The sequence below is a fragment of the Coriobacteriaceae bacterium genome (assembly GCA_025993015.1).
Lineage (GTDB): Bacteria > Actinomycetota > Coriobacteriia > Coriobacteriales > Coriobacteriaceae > Collinsella.
The window spans coordinates 1410883-1432980 of the sequence record DAJPFV010000001.1; the positions used below are offsets into that span (position 1 = coordinate 1410883).

At 61.4% G+C, this 22098-nt stretch carries 22 protein-coding genes; 19 read left to right on the forward strand and 3 right to left on the reverse strand.

What is annotated here, in order from left to right:
• The first annotated feature begins 47 nt into the window (after positions 1-47).
• The 6 genes from OIL77_06000 to OIL77_06025 all read left to right on the forward strand — a co-directional run bounded on the left by OIL77_06000 (position 48) and on the right by OIL77_06025 (position 5662).
• Entirely contained in the window at positions 48-362 is a 315-nt protein-coding gene (locus OIL77_06000; protein ID HJI44954.1) for an STAS domain-containing protein, read from the forward strand.
• Between the two features lie 153 nt (positions 363-515).
• On the forward strand, positions 516-1103 hold the full coding sequence (locus OIL77_06005; protein HJI44955.1) for a twin-arginine translocase TatA/TatE family subunit: 588 nt from the start codon (positions 516-518) through the stop codon (positions 1101-1103).
• Entirely contained in the window at positions 1103-1897 is a 795-nt protein-coding gene (gene tatC / locus OIL77_06010) for a twin-arginine translocase subunit TatC (protein HJI44956.1), read from the forward strand. Before OIL77_06005 ends, tatC begins: the two co-directional genes overlap by 1 nt.
• Positions 1898-1903: 6 nt before the next feature.
• Positions 1904-2260 carry a hydrogenase maturation nickel metallochaperone HypA gene (gene hypA / locus OIL77_06015; protein HJI44957.1) on the forward strand — a complete coding sequence of 119 codons (357 nt, stop codon included), beginning with the start codon at positions 1904-1906 and terminating at the stop codon, positions 2258-2260.
• Between the two features lie 54 nt (positions 2261-2314).
• Positions 2315-2998: a hydrogenase nickel incorporation protein HypB gene (hypB, locus tag OIL77_06020; protein HJI44958.1), complete on the forward strand. Its 684-nt coding sequence runs from the start codon at positions 2315-2317 to the stop codon at positions 2996-2998.
• A gap of 54 nt (positions 2999-3052) precedes the next feature.
• Positions 3053-5662 carry a DNA topoisomerase I gene (locus OIL77_06025; protein HJI44959.1) on the forward strand — a complete coding sequence of 870 codons (2610 nt, stop codon included), beginning with the start codon at positions 3053-3055 and terminating at the stop codon, positions 5660-5662.
• 151 nt (positions 5663-5813) lie between these two features.
• On the opposite strand, the gene OIL77_06030 is transcribed toward OIL77_06025, so the two are convergent.
• Positions 5814-6794 carry a zinc-ribbon domain-containing protein gene (locus OIL77_06030; protein ID HJI44960.1) on the reverse strand — a complete coding sequence of 327 codons (981 nt, stop codon included), beginning with the start codon at positions 6792-6794 and terminating at the stop codon, positions 5814-5816.
• A gap of 240 nt (positions 6795-7034) precedes the next feature.
• On the opposite strand from OIL77_06030, the gene tmk reads away from it, so the two are divergent.
• From tmk to OIL77_06095, 13 genes are all read left to right on the forward strand, one after another.
• Positions 7035-7718, forward strand: coding sequence for a dTMP kinase (gene tmk / locus OIL77_06035; protein ID HJI44961.1), 684 nt, complete (start codon positions 7035-7037; stop codon positions 7716-7718).
• Position 7719: 1 nt separating this feature from the next.
• Positions 7720-8847, forward strand: a complete 1128-nt coding sequence (locus OIL77_06040) for a DNA polymerase III subunit delta' (GenBank protein HJI44962.1) — start codon at positions 7720-7722, stop codon at positions 8845-8847.
• Positions 8838-10538 carry a regulatory iron-sulfur-containing complex subunit RicT gene (ricT, locus tag OIL77_06045; GenBank protein ID HJI44963.1) on the forward strand — a complete coding sequence of 567 codons (1701 nt, stop codon included), beginning with the start codon at positions 8838-8840 and terminating at the stop codon, positions 10536-10538. Before OIL77_06040 ends, ricT begins: the two co-directional genes overlap by 10 nt.
• A gap of 102 nt (positions 10539-10640) precedes the next feature.
• Entirely contained in the window at positions 10641-11447 is an 807-nt protein-coding gene (locus OIL77_06050) for a phosphoribosyltransferase family protein (GenBank protein ID HJI44964.1), read from the forward strand.
• Positions 11448-11458: 11 nt separating this feature from the next.
• Positions 11459-12568 (forward strand): hypothetical protein, encoded by a 1110-nt coding sequence (locus OIL77_06055; protein HJI44965.1) that lies wholly within the window; start codon positions 11459-11461, stop codon positions 12566-12568.
• A gap of 752 nt (positions 12569-13320) precedes the next feature.
• Entirely contained in the window at positions 13321-14328 is a 1008-nt protein-coding gene (locus OIL77_06060) for a transporter substrate-binding domain-containing protein (GenBank protein ID HJI44966.1), read from the forward strand.
• Positions 14329-14645: 317 nt separating this feature from the next.
• Complete coding sequence (gene raiA, locus OIL77_06065; protein HJI44967.1) at positions 14646-15230, forward strand: ribosome-associated translation inhibitor RaiA; 585 nt, start codon at positions 14646-14648, stop codon at positions 15228-15230.
• 80 nt (positions 15231-15310) lie between these two features.
• Positions 15311-16264 (forward strand): DegV family protein, encoded by a 954-nt coding sequence (locus OIL77_06070; GenBank protein ID HJI44968.1) that lies wholly within the window; start codon positions 15311-15313, stop codon positions 16262-16264.
• Positions 16265-16362: 98 nt separating this feature from the next.
• Positions 16363-17442 (forward strand): NAD(P)-binding domain-containing protein, encoded by a 1080-nt coding sequence (locus tag OIL77_06075; protein HJI44969.1) that lies wholly within the window; start codon positions 16363-16365, stop codon positions 17440-17442.
• Between the two features lie 5 nt (positions 17443-17447).
• Complete coding sequence (locus OIL77_06080; GenBank protein ID HJI44970.1) at positions 17448-17876, forward strand: hypothetical protein; 429 nt, start codon at positions 17448-17450, stop codon at positions 17874-17876.
• Between the two features lie 15 nt (positions 17877-17891).
• Complete coding sequence (locus OIL77_06085; protein ID HJI44971.1) at positions 17892-18590, forward strand: hypothetical protein; 699 nt, start codon at positions 17892-17894, stop codon at positions 18588-18590.
• Positions 18591-18596: 6 nt separating this feature from the next.
• A complete protein-coding gene (locus OIL77_06090) occupies positions 18597-19682 on the forward strand; it encodes an isocitrate/isopropylmalate family dehydrogenase (GenBank protein ID HJI44972.1) in 1086 nt (361 codons plus the stop codon).
• Between the two features lie 126 nt (positions 19683-19808).
• The gene (locus OIL77_06095; GenBank protein HJI44973.1) at positions 19809-20894 is read left to right on the forward strand and encodes a hypothetical protein; all 1086 of its coding nucleotides are present in this window, start codon (positions 19809-19811) and stop codon (positions 20892-20894) included.
• 112 nt (positions 20895-21006) lie between these two features.
• On the opposite strand, the gene OIL77_06100 is transcribed toward OIL77_06095, so the two are convergent.
• Positions 21007-21219 carry a helix-turn-helix transcriptional regulator gene (locus OIL77_06100; protein ID HJI44974.1) on the reverse strand — a complete coding sequence of 71 codons (213 nt, stop codon included), beginning with the start codon at positions 21217-21219 and terminating at the stop codon, positions 21007-21009.
• A 33-nt stretch (positions 21220-21252) separates the two neighbouring features.
• Positions 21253-21891, reverse strand: a complete 639-nt coding sequence (locus OIL77_06105) for a DUF2975 domain-containing protein (protein ID HJI44975.1) — start codon at positions 21889-21891, stop codon at positions 21253-21255.
• Positions 21892-22098: the final 207 nt, after the last annotated feature.

Here is a 22098-nt window from a genome sequence, read left to right on the forward strand (position 1 = left end):
CGGCTTCCCGTACTATCCGCACTTTCGATACGTAAAGGAGCGTATACATGGATTTGGGTATTTCCACCAACCCCACGCCAGAGCTCTACACCATTAAGGTAACCGGCGAGATCGATATCTCTAACGCCGATAGCCTGCGCAATGCCATCGACCTGGCGCTCGAGCAGCCCACCGAGGCCGTTGAGCTCGATTTTGCCCAGGTGAGCTACATCGATTCGACGGGCATTGGCGTGCTCGTGGGCGCCGCGCACCACGCGGTTGACCACGGCAAGCGCTTTAGCTGCACGAATGTGCAGCCCCCGGTGATGCGCGTGGTTCAGCTGTTGGGTGTCGACCAGGAGATTTCGATCACCGCTGCATAATCTTTGCCCCCAAAAGGGCGTGCCGTTTGGCATATGTTTGTGATGCGCTCGGACGTTTTGGCGTCCGGGCGCTATACTTGATCGAATGAATAGACGAGTTCCGGCCGAATGGCGCGGTGCGGGCTCGACTCACATCGAGCCTTGGAGGTATGTGTGTTTGGTATTGGAGAGGGTGAGCTCGCGATCATCGTGGTCTTCGGCTTTTTGCTGTTTGGCCCGGATAAGCTCCCGCAGATGGGCCGCACGATCGGCCGTGCCATCCGTCAGTTCCGCGAGACGCAGGAAAAGATGACGGCCGTTGTTCAGTCCGAGATTATCGATCCGGTGAGCGAGGCCGCGTCGGCCCCGGTCAAGCCCAAGAAGACTGCTGCGACCGACGACGATTCCGATGCGGACGAGGATGCCGCCGAGACGGCAGCGCCCGCCAAGAAGGAGACCTTTGCCGAGCGTCGCGCCCGTCTTGCTGCCGAGAAGGCCGCAAGCGAGGGTGCTGCTGAGGGCGAAAGCGCTGTTGAGGAGCCTGCGACCGAGGGCGCCGACGCCGGGTCCGCCGATGCCGCCGCCGAGTCCGCTTCCACTGCAGAGCCGGAGCCCGAGCCCGAGCCGGCAGAGCCCACGACGGCTGACCTCTACGCCCGTCGTCCCCGCAAGCGCAAGGCCGTCGTCGACCAGCTCGCTCGCGAGCTCGAGGCCGAGGACGACGCCGCTGCCGCCGATGCCCCGAAGGGAGGCGATGAGTAATGCCTATCGGACCTGCTCGTATGCCGCTCTTCGATCACTTGGGAGAGCTCCGTCGCCGCCTGACCATCGTGGTCGTGTCGGTGTTTGCCGCCGCCATCGTGCTGTATTTCGCCACGCCCGTGGTGCTCGACATCCTGGAAGACCCCATCCGCTCCTTTGTGCCGGACGGTAAGTTCTACATCACCACCACGCTCGGCGGTTTTGGCCTGCGCTTCTCGCTGGCCATCAAGATGGCCGTGGTCATGTGCACGCCCATGATCATCTGGCAGATCCTGGCATTTTTCCTGCCGGCACTGCGCCCCAACGAGCGCAAGTGGGTTGTGCCCACGGTGCTCGCCTCGACGGTGCTGTTCTTCCTGGGCGCAATCTTTTGCTACTTCATCATCATCCCTGCGGGCTTTGAGTGGCTCATTGGCGAAACTTCGGCCGTCGCCACGGCGCTGCCCGACCTGGAGAACTACGTCAACATGGAGCTGCTCTTTATGATTGGCTTTGGCGTGGCGTTTGAGCTGCCGCTCATCATCTTCTACCTGTCCGTCTTCCACATCGTGTCCTACGCGGCCTTCCGCAGTGCCTGGCGTTATGTATACGTTGGCCTGCTTGTGGGCTCGGCTGTGATTACGCCCGACGGCTCGCCCGTTACGCTGGGGCTCATGTATGGCGCCCTGCTCTCGCTCTACGAGATTTCGCTCGCCATCGCTCGCGTGGTCATTACCGCGCGCGAGGGCAAGGAGGGCTTGTTTGTGAGCCGTCTGGACCTGTTTTCGGACGACGAAGAGGACGACGAGGAGTAAATCGGTATGCACGAGGTTGGCATTGTCAACGGCATACTCGATACAGTGATTCGCGCGGCGCGTGGGGCGGGGGCCTCGCGCGCCGTTTTGGTAACGCTGCGTATCGGGGATATGACCGAGGTCGTGCGCGAAGCACTCGACTTTGCGTGGGAGACATTTCGCGACGAGGACCCGCTCACGCGCGGCTGCGAGCTTGCCGTGGAGGAGGTCCATCCACAAAGCGAGTGTCTGGACTGCGGCGAGGTCTTTGAGCACGATCGCTTCCATTGCCGCTGTCCCCAATGTGGCGGCGCCAACGTGCGTCTGCTGCACGGCCGCGAACTCGACATCGCAAGTATCGAGATCGAGACCCCCGACGATTAGCCCGCCAGCAACCTGGGGACGGGGTATAAATGGTAGAAGTAAGGAGCGCCGAGTATGGCCGAGAAAACGATTGATATCGCGTCGCCGATCCTGTCGCGCAACGAGCGCCTGGCAGATCAGCTGCGTCAGCGATTTAATGAGACAAACACCTACGTGATCAACGTCTTGTCGAGCCCCGGTTCGGGCAAGACCACCACGATCCTGGGCACCAACGAGCGCCTGCGTGACAAGGCCGGCCTGCGCTGTGCCGTCATCGAGGGCGATATCGCCTCGGATGTCGACGCCATCACCATGAAGGAAGCCGGCATGTCCGCCATTCAGATCAACACGGGCGGCCTGTGCCACCTCGAGGGCAACATGATCATGGAGGCCGTCGACGCGTTTGACCAGGCCGTGGGTCTGGAAAACATCGACGTCATCTTTATCGAAAATGTGGGCAACCTGGTCTGCCCGGTCGACTTTGACCTGGGCGAGAACCTGTCCATCATGATTCTCTCGGTGCCCGAGGGCGACGACAAGCCCATCAAGTACCCGGGCATCTTCCAACACGCCGGCGCGCAGCTGCTCAACAAGGTCGACGTGGCTCCGGCTTTCGATTTTGACATGGATAGGTATACTAAGACACTCGATGACCTCAATCCGCAGGCGCCGCGGTTTGCCGTGAGCGCGCGCAAGGGCGAGGGCATGGATGCCTGGTGCGATTGGCTCATCGGGCAGATCGAGCAAGCAAGGGCGTAAATCGGCCGCCATACGGGCGGGCGTAGCCGCAGAGACACGAGATAGGAGCCTCTTTTGAAGCTCATCATCGCCGAGAAAAACGACGCTGCGCGTCAGATCGCCGAGCGTCTGTCCACGGGTAAACCCAAAAAGGACAAGGTGTACAACACCGCCATCTACCGTTTTGAGTGGAAGGGCGAGGAGTGCGTGACGATCGGTCTTGCCGGTCACATCCTTGCGCCCGATTTTTGCGACAGCGTGCTGTTCGATAAAAAGCTGGGCTGGTATTCGGTTACCGAGGACGGCGAGATGCTACCGGCCGACATGCCCGATGGCCTGGCACGCCCGCCCTACGACACCAAGCGCAAGCCGTTTCTTGCCGACGGCATCTCCATCAAGGGCTGGAAGCTCGAGAGTCTGCCGTATCTCACCTGGGCACCCGTCATTAAGCTGCCGGCCGAGAAGGAACTCATCCGCTCGCTTAAGAACCTCGCCAAAAAGTCCGACAGCGTCATCATCGCCACGGACTTCGATCGCGAGGGCGAGCTGATTGGTTCGGACGCCCTCAACAAGGTGCGCGAGGTGGCGCCCGACTTGCCGGTCGCCCGCGCCCAGTATTCTTCGTTTACCAAGGCCGAGATCACGCAGGCCTTCGATAATCTCGTCTCGCTCGACCAGAACCTGGCCGATGCCGGCGAGAGCCGTCAGCACATCGACCTCATTTGGGGTGCGGTGCTCACGCGCTACCTGACGCTCGCCAAGTTTGGCGGCTTTGGCAACGTGCGTTCCGCCGGCCGCGTGCAGACGCCGACGCTTGCCCTAGTGGTCGAGCGCGAGCGCGAGCGCATGGCGTTTGTGCCCGAGGACTATTGGCAGATCCGCGGCATGGGCGCCGCACAGGGTGCTGCCGAGGATGACCGCTTTAAGATCGCGCACAAGACGGCGCGCTTTACCGACAAGGATGCTGCTGAGACGGCGTACGGCCATGTTGACGGCGTCGCGACGGCAACCGTTGCCGCGGTGACCAAGCGCTCCCGCAAGCAGCAGCCGCCCACGCCGTTTGCGACCACCTCGCTGCAGGCCGCCGCCGCTGCCGAGGGCATCTCGCCTGCGCGTACCATGCGCATCGCCGAGTCCCTCTACATGGCGGGCCTTATCAGCTACCCGCGTGTCGACAACACCGTGTATCCCGCGACGCTCGATTTGGGCGCCGTGGTGAGTGACCTGGCAAAGATTAACCCGGCGCTGGCGCCCGTGTGCAAAAAGGTGCTCGCTGGCCCCATGAAGCCCACGCGCGGCAAGGTCGAGACCACCGACCACCCGCCGATCTACCCTACGGGCGAAGGCGACCCGTCCACGCTCGATGGCGGCCAGCGCAAGCTCTACGACCTCATTGCCCGTCGCTTCCTGGCGACGCTTATGGGTCCCGCGACCATCGAGAACACCAAGCTCGAGCTCGACGTGAACGGTGAGCCGTTCGTGGCTTCGGGCGATGTGCTCGTGACCCCGGGTTTCCGCGAGGCGTATCCGTATGGACTTAAGCGCGACGAGCAGATGCCGCCGCTGGAGCAGGGCGATACGGTCGACGTGTTCGACATTAAACTCGAGGCCAAGCAGACCGAGCCGCCCGCGCGCTACAGCCAGGGCAAGCTTGTGCAGGAGATGGAAAAGCGCGGCCTGGGCACCAAGTCCACGCGCGCGAGCATCATCGAGCGCCTATATGCCGTGCGCTATCTCAAAAACGATCCCGTGGAGCCGAGCCAGCTGGGCATTGCCATCATCGACGCGCTGACGCAGTTTGCCCCGCGCATCACGAGCCCCGATATGACCAGCGAGCTCGATGGCGACATGACCCGTGTGGAGCGCGGCGAGGATACCGAAGAGCATGTCGTGACGCACTCGCGCGCGCTGCTGGCCGGCGTGCTCGACGAGCTGCTCAAGCACACGCAGGAGCTGGGCGACGCCATCAGCGACGCCGTCACGGCCGATGCGCGCGTGGGCGCTTGCCCCAAGTGCGGCAAGGACCTGGTTATGAAGACGAGTGCCAAGACCCGCGGCAGCTTTATCGGCTGCATGGGCTGGCCCGACTGCGACGTGACCTATCCGGTGCCGAGCGGCGTCAAGGTAAGCCCGCTCGAGGGCGAGGCGGCCGTGTGCCCCGAGTGTGGCGCGCCGCGCATTAAGTGCCAGCCGTTCCGCCAGAAGGCTTTCGAGATCTGCGTGAACCCGACGTGCCCCACCAACTACGAGCCCGACCTTAAGGTGGGCGAGTGCAAGGTGTGCGCCGAGGCAGGACGCCATGGCGACCTGATCGCGCACAAGAGCGAAAAGAGCGGCAAGCGCTTTATCCGCTGCACCAACTACGATGACTGCGGCGTGAGCTATCCGCTGCCGGCGCGTGGCAAGCTCGAGGCGACGGGCGAGACCTGCCCCGAGTGCGGCGCCCCCATCGTGGTGGTCAACACGGCGCGCGGCCCGTGGCGCATCTGCGTGAACATGGACTGCCCGACCAAGGAGAAGAAGCCCGCCCGCGGCCGCAAGACCACGACCAAGGCGAGCACGGCGAAGAAGACGACCGCGGCCAAGAAGACGACGGCGGCAAAGAAGACTGCTGCCAAGAAGACGACCGCCAAAAAGACGACGGCCAAGAAGTCGACTACCAAAAAGACCGCTGCCGACAAGTAACCGAGCACATATAGACACGGCGGGGCCGGGCGCGCAAATGCAAATGCGCGCCCGGCCCCACTTCTAAGTTGCGGTGAAATAGGGACTGTTTTTGCTGGTAAAAGGCCTAATTAATCCCTATTTCACCGCAAGTTTTGATCAGTTGTTGGGATCACTTCACTTCGACGGGTGCGGCGCCGGGGTAGCGGTCCTCAAAGTCCTGACGGTACTTGTTGCTGTTGGTTCCCGGCTCGTTGTCGCCTGCCAGCGGCGCCACGATTTCGTCCTTATGGTCCGCGGGCTTTGCGTACTTTAGGCTGATCTCCCAGGCATCGCAGATCGCGTCGATGCGGTGGTCCAGGTCGTCATACAGGGCAACGATGTCTTTCCAGGAGCTGTAGTTCTTAGAGCTCATGGGGACGTCCAGGTCCTCGACGATATCGTAGTACTGTTCGATGGTGTCTTCCGTGCGCTCGGCGACATCAGCGAGATTTTGACGGGTGGTACGGTCCTCTTCCAGATAACCGCCATTGAACGCCTCTGCGCAGGCACGGACCCGGCTATCGAGATCTTCGAGCAGGTCGTAGTATTCGCTCAGGCGACGGTAGAGGTTTTGCTCGGAGAGGGTTGCTTCGCCGTCATCATCATCGTCGTCGTCATCGTCGTAAAGGCTATTGAGGTCGCCGAGGGGCTTAAGGTCGTCGGAGTCGACATCATGGTGCAGCTTGGTAACCTCGGCAGTCGTCTGCGTGGCAGCGTTGTCGAACGGCTTGATCACAAAGAAAATGACCAGGGCGATGATGATTGCCACCAGCACAACGATAACGGCGACAAGCGCCCTGGTAGCACTCTTTTTTGCGGCGGGGGCCTGCGGTGAATCAGACGCGTACGCAGACGCCGGTTGCTGTTGGGGCGGGGTATCCGCGACGGGTATGCGCTGCGTCGTTTCGACCGCCGCGGGACCGGCGGCGGGGTCGGGGCGATAGGCGAGGGGGTCGTCCGGCTTAGCTTGCGGCGTATCGAGGGAGCCGGTTTGCTCAAACGCGGGTTGGCCATTGCTTGCGGTTGTCTGCTCAACGGGTGCACCGCACGAAGTGCAGAACTTGGCATCATCTGCAAGAAGCTTGCCGCACGAGGCACAATACCGAGACATTGCCACTCCTTTCGCCACATTTCAATGCAATACGACGATTATACCCAGCGTTCAAAATTCCCCATCATAAGTTGCGGTGAAATAGGGACTGTTTGGCGGTCTCAGGGCTTCAATCAGTCCCTATTTCACCGCAACTTTGGAAAGGCGCCTTTAGCCATTGGGGACGCGCCGAGCACTGGGGTATCATGGCTTGGTTGCTATAACTTGCATTTTCGCGCCTTGTAGGAAGGGGCTGCGCCCATGGCTTTTGAGCCCGCTCAACATAGCTTTATCACGCTCGAGGGCGTCGACGGCGCCGGCAAGTCCACGCAGGCGCGCCTGCTGGCCCGCGCGCTCGACCTCGCTGGCTATCAGGTCGTAACTCTGCGCGAGCCGGGCGGCACCGCCATCAGCGAAAAGATCCGCGCCCTGCTGCTCGACCCCGCCAATACGGCGATGGGCGACACCTGCGAGCTGCTGCTCTACGAGGCCGCGCGTGCCCAGCTGGTGCACGAGGTCATAGCTCCCGCCCTCGCTGCCGGCAAGGTGGTCCTGTGCGACCGTTTCTACGATTCCACGACCTGCTACCAGGCGTTTGCCGATGGCCTTGACCGTCAGATGGTGCGCGATGCCAACAACCTGGCTGTCGTCGGTGCGCATCCGGCGCTCACGCTCGTCTATCACATCACGCCCGAGCAGGCGGCGCTGCGCATGGCCGCCCGTGGTGCGGCCGATCGCATGGAGGCAAAGGGCATGGCCTTCCAGGAGCGCGTCTATCAGGGATTTTGTGCCATTGCTGCCGAGGAGCCAGACCGCGTAAAGCTCATCGACGCCACCGCGTCGATCGCAGACGTCTTCACGCAAACGGTCGAGCTGGTTCGCGCGCACGGTTTCGATATCCCCCAGGATGCCGTCGCCGCTGCGCTCGCCCAGGAGGCTGAGTAACATGGCCCCCGCGCAGACAAGCCTGCTGGCCAAGCTCGACACCCAACAGCGCGTGCGCGACTTTTTGACCAACGCCATCGCAAGCGGCCGCGCATCGCACGCCTACCTGTTCTTGGGCGCGCCCGGCGCCGGTAAGCTTGACGCCGCATGGGCGCTTGCCCAGGCATTCCTGTGCGAGCGGGACGGCTGTGGCTCGTGCGACAGCTGCGTGCGCGTCGCCCGCCATACGCATCCCGACGTGCACTATTACACGCCCGAAAGTGCTACGGGCTACCTCATCGCGCAGACCCGCGAGCTGCTCGACGACGTGCCCCTGGCGCCCATCCGCGCCAAGGCAAAGGTCTACATCATCGACCGTGCCGAGCAGCTGCGCGCCAACACCGCCAACGCGCTGCTCAAAACGCTCGAGGAACCGCCCGAGGGCGTCATGTTCATCCTGTTGGGCACCTCGGCCGACGTGATGCTGCCCACCATTGTGAGCCGCTGCCAGTGCGTGCCGTTTCGGCTGGTGTCGCCCACTGTGGCCGCGCAGGCCGTGAGCCGCGCGACGGGCCAGGATATCGCGCGTTGTCGCATGGCCGTCGCCGTGGCGGGAAGCCCTACGCGTGGTATCGAGTTCCTCAAGAGCGCCGAGCGCCAGGACGCCCGTCGCCAGATGGTCCGTGCCATCGACTCGCTCATCGCCGCCGACGAGGCCGATGTGCTCAGTCGCGCCAAGTCGCTCATCGTCGCCGTCAAGGCGCCGCTCGCCGAGGTCAAGTCCACGCAGGAAAAGGTGCTCGAGCAAAATGCCGACTACCTGTCGCGTGGAGCATTGAAGCAGCTTGAGGACCGCAACAAGCGCGAACTCAACGCGCGCGAGCGTTCGGGTATCATGGAAGCGCTGGCGAGCGCGCGGACGCTCATGCGCGACGTGCTGCTGACGCTTCAGGATGAGGCGGCAGACGTTGTGAACGAGGACGTGCGCGACACGATCGGGCGGCTTGCCGCGGCGACGAATGTTGCGGGTGCCACCCAGGCGCTCGAGGCGGTTGCCACCGCTGAGCGCAACATCGCCAGAAACGTTACTCCCCAGCTGGCCATCGAGGTCATGCTGTTCGATATCAGGAAGGCACTGAAATGCCGTTAGTCGTACCCGTTAAGTTTACCTACGCCTCGCGCGACCTGTGGTTCGACCCACAGGATCTGGATATCCTCGAGGCCGATTATGCCATCTGCTCCACCGAGCGCGGAACCGAGATCGGCCTGGTCACGGCCGACCCCTTCGAGGTGCCGCAAGACGAGATCGGTCAGCCGCTCAAGCCCGTGTTGCGCGTGGCGAGCGACATCGACCTGCAGCTTGCCGACGACCTGGCCATCCAGGGCGATGAGGCCATGGTCGACTTCCGCCGCCTGGTCAAGGAGCTCGACCTCGAGATGAAGCCGGTCGGCGTCGAGTACCTGTTCGGCGGCGAGAAGGCTGTGTTCTACTTTGCCGCCGAGGAGCGCGTCGATTTCCGTCAGCTCGTCAAGGACCTGTCCTCGACGCTGCACATTCGCGTCGACATGCGCCAGATCGGCGTGCGTGACGAGACCCGCCTGGTGGGTGGCTATGCCCAGTGCGGTCAGGAGCTCTGCTGCACGCGCTTTGGCGGACAGTTTGAGCCGGTTTCGATCCGCATGGCAAAAGAGCAGGACCTGCCGCTCAACTCGTCCAAAATTAGCGGCGTCTGCGGTCGCCTGATGTGCTGCCTGCGCTACGAGTTCGAGGCGTACAAGGACTTTAAGAGCCGCGCGCCCAAAAAGAAGACGCTTATCGATACGCCGCTTGGCAAGGCGCGCATCCAGGAATATGACACGCCGCGTGAGCAGCTGGTGTTGCGCCTGGAGAACGGCAAAGTCTTTAAGGTCAACCTGGCCGACATGACCTGCTCTGAGGGCTGCAAAAAGAAGGCCGCCGAGCAGGGCTGCAACTGCCGCCCCGACTGCGTGACGCGCGATGTGCTCGAGCGCATCGAGTCGCCCGAGATGCGCCTGGCGCTTATGGAGCTCGACCGCGAGAACGGCGTCGACGTGGGCGATGGCCTGTCGAGCGCCGACCGTCTGGCGGGGACGACGATGCCCAAGCGCCGCCGTCGCGATGCGGACGCCGATACTCGTGCCGGTCAGAGCCAAGGCGAGGGTCGCGGCCGCGGTAAGGGTCGCGGCAAGGCCGAGGTACCCGAGGCTGAGGAGGCTGCCGTTGGACGTCGCCGCCGCAAGCGCTCGGGTTCGGTCGATGCCGGCGAGACCGCTCCCGCAGGCAAGAACTCCTCCCGCGAGCGCGAGGCTCAGCAGCCTCAGCAGCAAAACCGCGGCGGTGGCATGAATCCCACGCGCCGTCGCCGTCGCCATTTGTCGAGCGAGGAACGCGAGGACGCCTTCCGCGCCGCAGCCGCTCGCGAAGCCGGTGCCGCCCCCAAGGGTGGTTCGGGTTCTGATACGCCTGCCGACAAGGGTGGCAAGCAGCGCAACGATGACGATCGCGCCCCGCGTCCGCGTCGTCGCCATTCCTCGGGCACGCAGCAAAAGCCCTCGGTGCCCTCCGTGGCCGATCAGGTCTCGGATGGCGAGGTCAAGGTCACGCGCCGTCGCCCCGGAGATGGCGGAGGGGCGGCCGCCAAGGCCGTGCGTGGCGCTGCTCGTGACGAACGCGAGCCGCGCGAAGATTGTGGTGGCGAGGGTTCGGCTGATCAGGGCCAGAAGCGCCGTCGCCGTCGTCGTTCCCGCAAGCCGCGTCAAGATGGTGGTGAGGGCTCGACCCAAAACTCGTCCGCACCGCAACCGCCCACCGGCGAATAGCGCCCGCAAACGGATTTAACCTTCCTGACCCCAAACGCGTCGGGGTACCATGGCACTGAATCAACAACCCTCCCTGCGACCGAGCGTAGGGAGGGTTGTGTCGTGAAGAGACATTTGAATGTGTTGGGATGCCTGCAAGGTGCTGGCATCCTACCGTTTGCGGACGAATTGTTACCGTTTGCCGAGCAGGCGGCGCACGGGGCGCTTGAGGCGTTGTCGCCCACGCGATGTGCTGGCTGCGAGCGCGCCGGCGCGCTTATTTGCCAAGACTGCCTGGCCGCGCTTGCGCTCATTGACCCACGTTATAGCTGCACCCGATGCGGAGCCCCGTTTGGAGACTTGCTGTGCACCGAGTGCTCGGTCGAGGGTGCGTCTTCGGCGATGGCCGAAGCTCTCGACCGGTGCCTGGCATGTGCCGTTTACACGCATCCGCTGCCGCGGATCATTAAAGCGTACAAAGACGCGGGCGAGCGACGCCTGGCGCCGTATCTGGCAGAGCTGCTATACGATACCGCCTTACATGCCCAGGTCGCGGCACCCGAACGCTTAGGCGGTGTGTTGTCCGGTGCCGATGCGGTGGTGTTTGTGCCCGCGACGGCGGCGGCGTTTCGGCGACGCGGCTTCGATCATATGGAAGCCATCGCGCGCCCATTTTGTGAGCTGTCGGGTGTTCCGCTGCTCGACGCCCTCGTTAAGTACGGCCGTGGCGACCAGCGTGAACTCGGTCGTGAAGAACGCCGTGAACGCGCCCGAGGCATGTACGAGACCGTTGAGGACGTGCGGGGCCGCCGCCTGCTGCTTATCGACGACGTTATCACCACGGGTGCGACGATGGCAGCGGCTTCGGCGGAACTCAAACGCGCCGGTGCCGCGGCCGTTGATGGCCTCGCTATCGCACGCGTTTGGTAGGGGTGATTCGTGTGGCGGTAACAATCAGGCAGTGCAACAAACCGACAAAAGAGCAGCTAGCGGCTTCCGTGATCCTGACGGGCACCTCGGCGTTGCGTATGATTCGAGCCGAGCGCCGGCAGATGGGCTACATCGGCTGGAAGGACCTCAATCCCGATGAAGAGCGCCGCGTGCTGTGTACGTCATCGCCTTCGACCGAGGATATCTATCTTCCCGACCTGGTGCGAATTGGAGCCAAAAGCGGCGAGGTGCAAGAAGATCTGTGCTTGCTGGTGGGATCTGCGGCGCAGCGCCGACGCATGCCTGGCGTGGGCTGGTCCGTGTGTTCCGGGTTGCCTGTCGGCTCGATTCTAGAGGTGGAACCGGGGGTGTACAGCCTATCTCCCGAGGCCCTTTGTGTTGCCGTCGCCCGCGAGGTCGGCTGTATCCAGGCGTTTGCACTGGCCCAGGAACTGTGCTCTAAGATTTCGCTGAGTGACCGCGGGAAGTATCTGCCTCCCTACACCTCGCCTGTTACGAATAAACTTGCAAAGGACAAGGACCAGCCAGCAGATGTGGGCTACTTTGAGGTTGAGCCGGTGTTGACGCCCGATCGTCTGGCAGATTACCTCGCGGTATGCAAGGGGAACGCGGCCAAACAGCTGCAGCGTCTGTGTCCCTATCTTTCGGAAAACCTGCGCTCACCCATGGAGTGCATCATGCTCGCCCTGTTTTCGCTTCCGTTTTCCTATGGCGGATTTGCCTGCGGTCCCTTTAAGACCGACTACAAGATTGAGTTCGATGACCGCGCGCAGGCAATCTCGGGGATGCCGCATGCAGTTTGCGATGCGTACCAGGAAGCAGCCCGGTTTGACCTGGAATACAACGGTGAGCTGGGCCATTCATCCCGGAGGGGACGTATCCATGATGAAAAGCGCAACACAGGCTTGATTACTATGGGAATCGAGGTCGCGACGGTCAACAACGAAATGCTCTGTGACATGGAAGCGATGGAAGCACTCGCATGGCGCTTGCACCAGCGTATGGGTAAGCGATATCAGAATCGCGTAGAGGCTCGTCGAAAGAGGCAAGATGCTCTGCTGAATACGCTCCGAGCGTGCTTTGGGCTCAAACCAGCGTAAAACTATGGCTTTATAGGGGGTCTGTTTATATGCTCTGTGCAAAAAACGGCAAATATGAGTACTGTTACTAGATTAGTGACAGCAAAAACAAAGAAACTTGGGCCGATAATCTGGATTCAGCGAAGAGATAATAAACGAATGTGGAATATCTTGGCGCCAAGCAGGCTGTGCGGAACTCAAAAAGGGCTCGTGAGGCGGTAATACTCTGCTACTAAATTGGTAACAGTACTCATATTTGCCGTTTTTTGCACACGGCACCCTGAGACGGGTGCCCCGGAGCTCCCCATAGGGGGAGCTCCGGGCTTCACAGGGGCACGAATAGCCCGCTCCGACCTGCGAAATCTGTACTCGCGATGCGAATGACGCCCCTAACCTTAAACTTTAGCTTGAACTTAGCTATAATGCGCTTCGTTCCTACCAGGCTGTGGTTGCGGACGGACGAAATGCCCGTCCTAGTCCAAGACAGACGCGGTCAAAGGGATCCACGTAAGCGACCGCGTGTGCGCGGCGCGATCATGGCGCGTCCTAGATGTAAGCCGCACCGTCCGTTCTACTTTCTTTGGGGCAATACCGCCTCGCGGGCGAGCGGGTCAGTCGTGAAGGTGGCTGCGGCCTCCCGAGCAAACACCCCGGTGCGCAAGTGTGGGGTCAAATACCAGGTCAGCTGGTGGGAACAATCTGATATTCCGCGCAACGCACGGATTGTATACGACACAGAAGGCAGGGTAGTGGACATGGTGAGGGGCAGCTTGATGCACGCGGCTCGGTTAGGTGCTGGGACCGCAGCGGTCATTGCCGTTTTGGGCCTGAGCGGATGCGCGTTCAACCCGCTGTCTACGTTCACGACTCCCACGATCGACCAGATCGAGTACGAGACCGTCACGCCGGCGGTGTCGGACGATGCCCTGGTCACTCCCGGAACCCTGACGGTCGCCCTCGATACTTCCGATGCGCCGCAGGCCATGCAAGGCGCCGACGGCGAGCTCACGGGATACGCGGTTGACGCCGCCCGCGCCCTCGCAAGCCGCATGGGCCTTAAGGTCGCCTTTGTCGATGCGTCCTCGGCAGGTTCCGCGCTCGGCGACAAAAAGGCTGATATCTTTATCGGCGAGATCAACTCCACAGACGGGGACGTTAGCTCGCTCGGCACCTGCCTGTACGATGCCGCTTCTGTGTTCGGTAAAACCAGCGATGGTGGGTCGCTAAGCGTTTCCACCGATACCCTTAACACGTCTACCCTGGGTGTCCAGATGTCCTCGGCCTCGCAGGAGACGCTTGCTAAGCAGAGCATTACCGCCAACCAAAAGACCTACTCCAACATCAACGAGTGCTTTGAGGCGCTCGAGTCCGGCGAGGTCGACTATGTGATCTGCGACTCCACGGCCGGCGGCTACCTTGCACGCCTGATGAGCGAGGTCTCCTATGTCGGTGCGCTCGAGGCGCCCTCGACGCTTGGTGTTGCGGGCCTCTCGTCCAATGACGAACTGTGCCGTGCCGTGAGTGATGCCCTCGACGACATCACGGTCGACGGTACGCTCGAGGCGGTTCACTGCGTCTGGTACGGTCAGATTCCCTACGACCTCACCACTAAGACGGTTTCGGGCGCTAACGTGCAACCGGGCGACTCTGAGTCCAGTGAGACCACGTCCTCCGGCAGCGAGTCTTTCGATTCCAACAATGAGACCGCATCCTCCGAGGACAAATCGTCCAGCCAGGAAGGCACCATCACTGACGATGACATTAACAAACTCAATAGCTAGTTATTGCCAGGGGTGGTGTCTCCTATACGTTGGAAAGGGCACCTCTTCACGGTTTCAACATGCACTGCCGGGCTTCCCCAATAGGGGAGCCCGGCTTTTTCATCCCTATAAAACCAGCAGTTCAAAGCCAATTTTCGGGACCAAATACAAATCTGTCGGCTCCCTCCTATAGCGCACTTTGCCATGGAAAAGTACGAGACTTCGGTATGCGGTATCAAGCAATCGTTATTCGGGTCTTTAGGAATCCGCGTGATTAAATGCACGGCAATGGGTACATAGCCAGTACAGTAAGTCCCCGAGGCAGATTGGAGCCACGTATGGATATCAAGGTTTCTGGACGCAAGACGACGGTAACCGATGCTCTGCGTGCGCATGTGGATGAGAAGATCGGCGAGGCGCTCAAGGTTTTCGACATCGAGCCCATGACAGTCGACGTCGTGCTTCGTTATGAGAAGAACCCCTCGAACCCCAACCCGGCAATCGTCGAGGTCACGGTTCGTGCCCGCGGTTCGGTGATTCGCGTTGCCGAGCACGGCGCAGATATGTATGCCGCCATCGATCTCTCCGCCGATAAGGTTACTCGTCAGCTGCGCAAGTTCAAGACCAAGGTCGTGGACAACCGCCAGGGCGGTGCCAGCGCCGCGGATGTCGCACCGGTCGAGCGCGTCGAGGATCTGGCCGACCTGCTGCTGCCCGAGGAGGAGGACGACCTGCTCGTCCGCGAGAAGGTCATCGATGTCACCCCGATGACTGAGGAGCAGGCGCTGGTGCAGACCGATCTGCTGGGCCACGACTTCTACGTGTTCGAGAACGCGACGACTGGTCTCATCAATGTGGTGTATCACCGTAAGAATGGTGGATATGGCATCATCAAGCCCCGCATCGAAACACTTGACGAGTAAAATACGTTAACTTGCATGAGTTAACGGTTGGCGGCCATCCCATGCGGGTGGTCGCCTTTTTTACGTAAGGAGTCGCTTTGATGGACAAGGCTGCATCTACCGGCCATTCTGACCGCTGCCGCATCGTCGTCGATACCTGCTGCGACTTTAGCCCCGAGGTCGCCGCGAACCTCGATGTCGATATCTTGGGCTTCCCCTTTATCATCGATGGCGAGGAGCGCACGGACGATATCTGGTCGAGCATCACGCCCAAAGAGTTCTACGACCGCATGCGCGCCGGCGCTCGCGTGTCTACCTCCGCCGTGTCGCTCGGTCGCTATATCGAGTTCTTTACCGAGTGTGCCAAAGAAGGTACTCCCACGGTCTACCTGTGCTTTACCTCGGCGCTGTCGTCGAGCTACAACTCCGCGTGCCAGGCGGCGGACGCCGTGCGCGCCGAGTATCCCAACTTTGAGCTCTACGTGGTCGACAACGCTCTGCCCTGCGCGACCGGCGCGCTCTTGGCGCTCGAGGCCGTGCGCCAGCGTTCGGCGGGACTGACCGCCAAGCAGCTGGTCGATTGGGCAAACGAGGCAAAGACCTACGTCCACGGCTACTTTACGCTCGAGAGCTTTGACGCGCTGGCTGCCGGCGGCCGCATTCCGCCCGCGGCGGCGCAGCTCACGGCAAAGCTCGATGTCAAGCCCGAGCTCTCCTACGACCTTGCCGGCTCGCTGTCGCTGATCGGCGTCAACCGCGGCCGCAAGAAGGCGCTCAAGTCCATTCTCAAGTCGTTCCGCGAGAACTACGTGCCCGACCGCACCATGCCCATCGCCATCATGACGGCCGATGCCGAAAAGGACGGCGACTGGCTCGAAGCCGCCATCCGCAAGGAGGAGGGCTGCGCCGACGTCACGATCATTCGCAGCTCCGTGGGTCCCACCATTGGCTCGCACGTGGGCCCCGGCATGGTGGCCTGCGCGTTTTGGGGTAAGAACCGCGCCGACAAGGCGTCGCTTTCCGACCGCATCGCCCGTCGCGTGCGCGGTCAGTAGGCAAGTAACGCAGCCGTAATCGATCCCAGCTCGCTGCCCAAACGCTGGCATCGAGTATTCAACCTGGTAACAACACCCAACCCAAAAGGAAAGGTTTCATGGCAAACAAGCTCTCCGTCGCATTTATCGGCACCGGAATCATGGGTGCCCCCATCGCCGGTCACATCCTGGATGCTGGCTATCCCGTCACGGTCAACAACCGCACCAAGTCCAAGGCTGCCGCGCTTATCGAGCGCGGCGCTGTTTGGGCCGATACGCCGGCCGAGGCCGTGGCGAACGCCGATGTCGTCTTTACCATGGTGGGCTATCCCTCCGAGGTCGAGGAGCTCTACCTGGCGGGCGACGGCCTGCTCGCGTGCACTAAGCCCGGCGCGGTCTTGATCGACCTCACCACGAGCTCGCCCGAGCTCGCCCGTGACATTGCCGAGGCCGCCCAGGTTTCTGGCCGCATGGCGTTTGACTGCCCCGTCACCGGCGGCGAGTCGGGCGCTATCGCCGGTTCGCTCACGGCTATCGTGGGTGCTACCGAGAACGACATCGCGCCGGTCCGCGACATCCTTGCCACCTTTGCGGCCAACATCTGCTGCTTCGATGGCGCCGGCAAGGGCCAGGCTGCCAAACTCGCCAACCAGGTGTCGCTGGGCGCCTGCATGGTCGGCATGGCAGACGCCATGGCATTTGCCGAGCTGAGCGGTCTTGACCTGGAGAAGACCCGCCAGATGATCCTGGGCGGTACCGGCAAGTCCGGCGCCATGGAGAGCCTGGCTCCCAAGGCGCTCGACGGCGACTACAAGCCCGGTTTTATGGTCGAGCACTTCATTAAGGACCTGCGCTTGGCGCTCGCCTATGCCGACGATCGCGAGCTTGCGCTGCCCGGCGCCGACGTGGCCTTTACGCTCTACGACATGCTCGACGCCATTGGCGGCGCCAAGCTGGGCACCCAGGCCATCACGGTACTCTACAAGGAGGAGGCCGACGCCATCGCCGCCGGTCTGGACTGGTCGCAGTATCGTCCCGAGGAGCACGGTGCTCACGAGGAAGGCTGCGGTTGCGGCGAGCACGGCGACGACCACGAGTGCGGTTGCGGCCACCATCACGGCGAGGACCACGAGTGCTGCGGCGGCCACGGCCATGATGCCGGCCACGAGTGCTGCTGCGGCCATCATCACGAGGAGTAGCGACCATGAGCTGGACGTTCGTGGTGCTTGCGCTGGTGCTCTTTCTCTTTGCGATCTACATCGGCTTTTTATGCGGCCAGTGGGCGTGCGAAAAGCGCGTGATCACCAAGCGCGACTACTGGATCGCCAATTTTGCAGGTGCGGCGGCAGTCGTCCTGCTGACCTGGGTGTTTTCGCTGTTCCCGCTGGTGCAGTTTGCGCCGATCGGCTGGCTCGGCGGCTTTATCGCCGGCCTTAAGATGAGTTTTGGCGAGTCCGTCGGCCCGTGGCGCAAGCACGACGAGGTCTTTAACGTCAACAAGGCTCACCGCGCCGCCGCCGACGCGGGCGACGCCGAGGAACGCCGCCGTGCGCGTCGCAATGGCGCGGCCGACCGACAGCTCATCTCGGTCACCGATGACAGCAAGGGTGCTGGCAAGCACGCTAAGAAATAGTAAGAAGAGGTAACTATGGCAGAAAACAAGGAAGAACAGCTCACCGACGAGGAGCTGGCACAGCTTCAGCTGGCAGAGGAGAACGAGAACGCCGTCGACCGTCTGGTCAAGGAGCTCGGCTGCCCCACGCGCCGCATCCGCCAGTTTGCCGCCCGCGTGTTGCATCTGCTGGCCGAGCGCGATCCGCAGCGCGTCGTGCCCTGCGTGCCCGCGCTGATCGAGGCGCTCGACCGCCCCGAGGCGCAGACCCGCTGGGAGGCCCTCGATGCCCTGACGGCGCTCGCCACCACCTGCCCCGAGCAGCTGGGCGATGCCTTTGAGGGCGCCGAGACTGCACTGTTCGACGAGATCTCCTCCACGCTGCGCTATGCCGCCTTCCGCCTGCTGTGCGTGTGGGGTGCCACGAGCGTCGAGCGTTCGCGCGAGGCTTGGCCCATCCTGGATGAGGCCATCCAGTGCTACCACGGCGACCTTGAGTATCGTGACATGCTCGGTTGCCTGTACGAGTTTTGCCAGGGCGAGATCGACGCCGAGGTTGCCGAGAAGCTCGCGCTGCGCCTTAAGTTCGATGCCGAGAACGGCAAGGGCAGCTATCTCAAGGCCCGTTCGAGCGAGATTTGCGAAATGCTTGTTAAACGTTTTGGCCTGGATCTCTCCAAAAAGAAGAAGCGTGCTAGCGTTAAAAAATCTGACGACGCCGAAGACGAGGAGTAACAGATTATGGCGCACGATGTAGTCCTGATTCCCGGTGACGGTATCGGTCCCGAGATTACGCAGGCCATGCGCCGCGTGGTCGAGGCTGCCGGTGTCCAGATCAATTGGAACGTCCAGGAGGCCGGTGCCGGCGTCATGGACGAGTTTGGCACGCCGCTGCCCCAGCACGTGCTCGATGCGGTCGCCGAGACCAAGGTTGCCATCAAGGGCCCCATCACCACGCCGGTCGGCACGGGTTTCCGCAGCGTCAACGTGGCCCTGCGCAAGCACTTCGACCTGTACGCCTGCGTGCGCCCCTGCCTGTCGCAGCCGGGCGACGGCTCGCGCTTCCGCGACGTCGACCTGGTCATCGTGCGCGAGAACACCGAGGACCTCTACGCCGGCATCGAGTTCGATGAGGGCGCTGCCGAGGTCGAGGAGCTCTCGCAGCTCGTCGAACGTTCGGGCCAAAAGACCTTCGCCGCCGATTCCGCGATCTCGATCAAGCCGATCTCTATCGCCAAGAGCCGCCGCATTGTGGAGTATGCCTTTGAGTATGCCCGCCGCTGCGGCCGCAAAAAGGTGACGGCCGTGCATAAGGCCAACATCATGAAGGCGACCGACGGCCTGTTCCTGCGCGTGGCGCGCGAGGTGGCCGCCAACTATCCCGATATCGAGTTCAACGACAAGATTGTCGACGCCACCTGCATGGGCCTGGTCCAGAACCCCAACGACTTCGATGTCCTGGTGCTGCCCAACCTGTACGGCGACATCGTGAGCGACCTGTGCGCCGGCCTGGTGGGCGGCTTGGGTATGGCCCCCGGCTCCAACATCGGTGCCGACTGCGCCATCTTTGAGGCCACGCATGGCTCCGCACCCGATATCGCGGACAAGGATATCGCCAACCCCACGGCCGAGATCCTCTCTGCCGCGATGATGCTCGATCACCTGGGCGAGAACGATGCTGCCAATCGCATTCGTGCCGCCGTATCTGCCACGCTCGACGAGGGCGAGCAGGTTACCGGTGACGTGCGTCGTGCCCAGACCGGTTCCGTCGAGGGCGCGGTGGGCACGCAGGCCTTTGCCGATGCCGTTATCGCGCACCTGGCCTAAGGCATGCACACTGCAAACGCCTAAATAGTACTTAAGTGTTTGCGTATAACCTAAGAATCAATACGCCCGGCGCTCTGCCGGGCGTATTCTATTGGGGACTATGTTTCCTAACAAGGAGTAACTGATATGGGTCTGATTCAAAAGAAGGACGAGAAGGACGAGATCGACGGCATCCAGATCATCGAGCGCGGCGAAGGCCCCGACGGTGACGAGGACGAGAAGATCGACCTGGTCACCGGTACGTCTGCCGAGCACATTGCTGCCGGTACGACGGCCGAGGAGGAGGACGCCCGTCTGGAGGCTCAGATTGCCGCGGATGCCGCTGACGAGGATCTGATGCCCGAGGAGCAGGACGAGGACGACGACTCCGACGTGGATGACCACACTTGCAAGCACAAGAAGACGATGATTGCCGCCTTTGTGGTTGCCGTCGTGATTGCTGCCGTGATTGGCTTCTTTATTGGCAATGGTGGTTTTGGCGGCAAGGGTGTCGGCTCGTCGACCCTGACCGAGGACCAGCTCGATTCGACCGTGGCAAGCTACAGCTACAACGGCAAGAAGAGTGACATCACCGCGCGCGAGGCCATCGAGAGCCAGTACAGCCTCGACACCGTCAAGGACGACGACGGCAACTATACCGCTCCGTCTGCCGACGTCATCCTGTCCTACGTGCGCAACAAGATCCTGCTCGATGCTGCCGAGGACGAGGGCATCACCGTCTCTTCTAAGGAGATGAAGAAATACGCCGAGGATTCCATCGGCACTTCGGACTACAAGACCATGGCCACGCAGTATGGCGTGTCCAAGGACCAGGCCAAGCAGATCGTCCGCCAGTCCGCGACGCTGCAGAAGCTCTACAAGAAGAAGGTGGGCGATAGCTCCGCAAGCATGCCGACCGCTCCGACCGAGCCTGCTGACGGCAACGAGGAGACCGCGAGCAAGGACTACGTCGACTACATCATCAACCTTGCCGGTGACGAGTGGGATAGCGAGAAGGGCACTTGGAAGGACGCCGACAGCACCTACGCTAAGGCCTTTGCCGACGATGCCTTTACGGCCGATAGCGCTACCTATAAGCAGGCCATGACCGCCTACTACACTGCTTACCAGCAGTACTCTTCGCAGGCTTCAAGCGCCAGCTCCAAGTGGACCGAGTATGCTAACGGCCTCTACGCCAAGGCCAACATCAGCATCTACGGCCTGTTTGCGTAAAGATTTGTCTGAGCCACCGAGCTCGTAGCCGAAATATCTGAATAGCCCGCTAGAACGGATGTTGTTCTAGCGGGCTATTTGCGTTTGGGCGCTGGTGGCTACATTATGCCTATTAATCTTTAAGCCCAAAGAGGCTATCGGCTTCATCGTCAGGTATGTATTCCAGAACATCGCCCGGTTGGCAGTCGAGTGCCCGGCATATCGCGTCAAGAGTTGAAAAACGTATGGCAGAAACCTTGCCTGTCTTAATGCGTGACATATTGACCTGGGAGATGCCCACGCGTTCCGCAAGCTCTTTGGATGAGATCTTGCGTTCGGCGAGCATGCGGTCAAGCCGCAGAATAATCATGGATTCCCCCTAGAGCAACTCGTCATCTTGTTTTTGCAGGATACACCCGTACTGGAAGACGCTGGCAATCAGGCTAATAATCAGGCCTGCAAAGACCATAGAGAGGTCGAGGTGCTGGCCGCCAAGCGCATCCGTAAAGTTGCCGCCAAATCCTGAGAGTATCAGCCCCGTGACTATGGCACCAAGAAGCTTCACAGCAACGCCGCCAATAAGGAACAAATGTCCTATTTGACGTAGTATGCGGATGCATTCGAGGTCAAAGGGCCTGCCCGCCTTTTCAATGGCGGAGAAAAACTTGTATGCGCTTAGCACGATGGCAAACGCAAGGCATGTCATCATGGCGCTCCCTATGGCAGTATGACCGTCGTGCGCGACAAGCATAAGAGGGGTGTGTTCATCGGCGCCGACGAGAGCGAGAATTGGCCCTTCGCCAGCCTCAAGCTCTACGGATTGGAGACAGAACCCTTGGGAGAGGCTAGGCAATATGAGTAGATCGTAGATTGCAATGACTGCGAGGAGTCCCAGAGCGAGCGCCACGGCGGTGCAGATTGTGGCCCATTTGCAGTAGCGAGTGAGCTTCCTCAGTTTGGCTATTGCCTGTTCACGGTCGATGGCTTCATTCGATTTGGATGCGTTCCAGCGGATCATAGCTCCTCCAACCAATGTCTTGGATGATACTAAATTTTATAACATACTTAACGATAAACGATAAACAATTACAGATTAGAGTAAGTAATGTTTATAAGACGAATAGCGAGAGCTTATGGCACATTCAGGGAGTGGGAGTTTGGCGCGCGGGGGATGGACGAGTATTGAAATATCCTGCAACCGCGCAAGTGCTTCATCGGGTCTCCC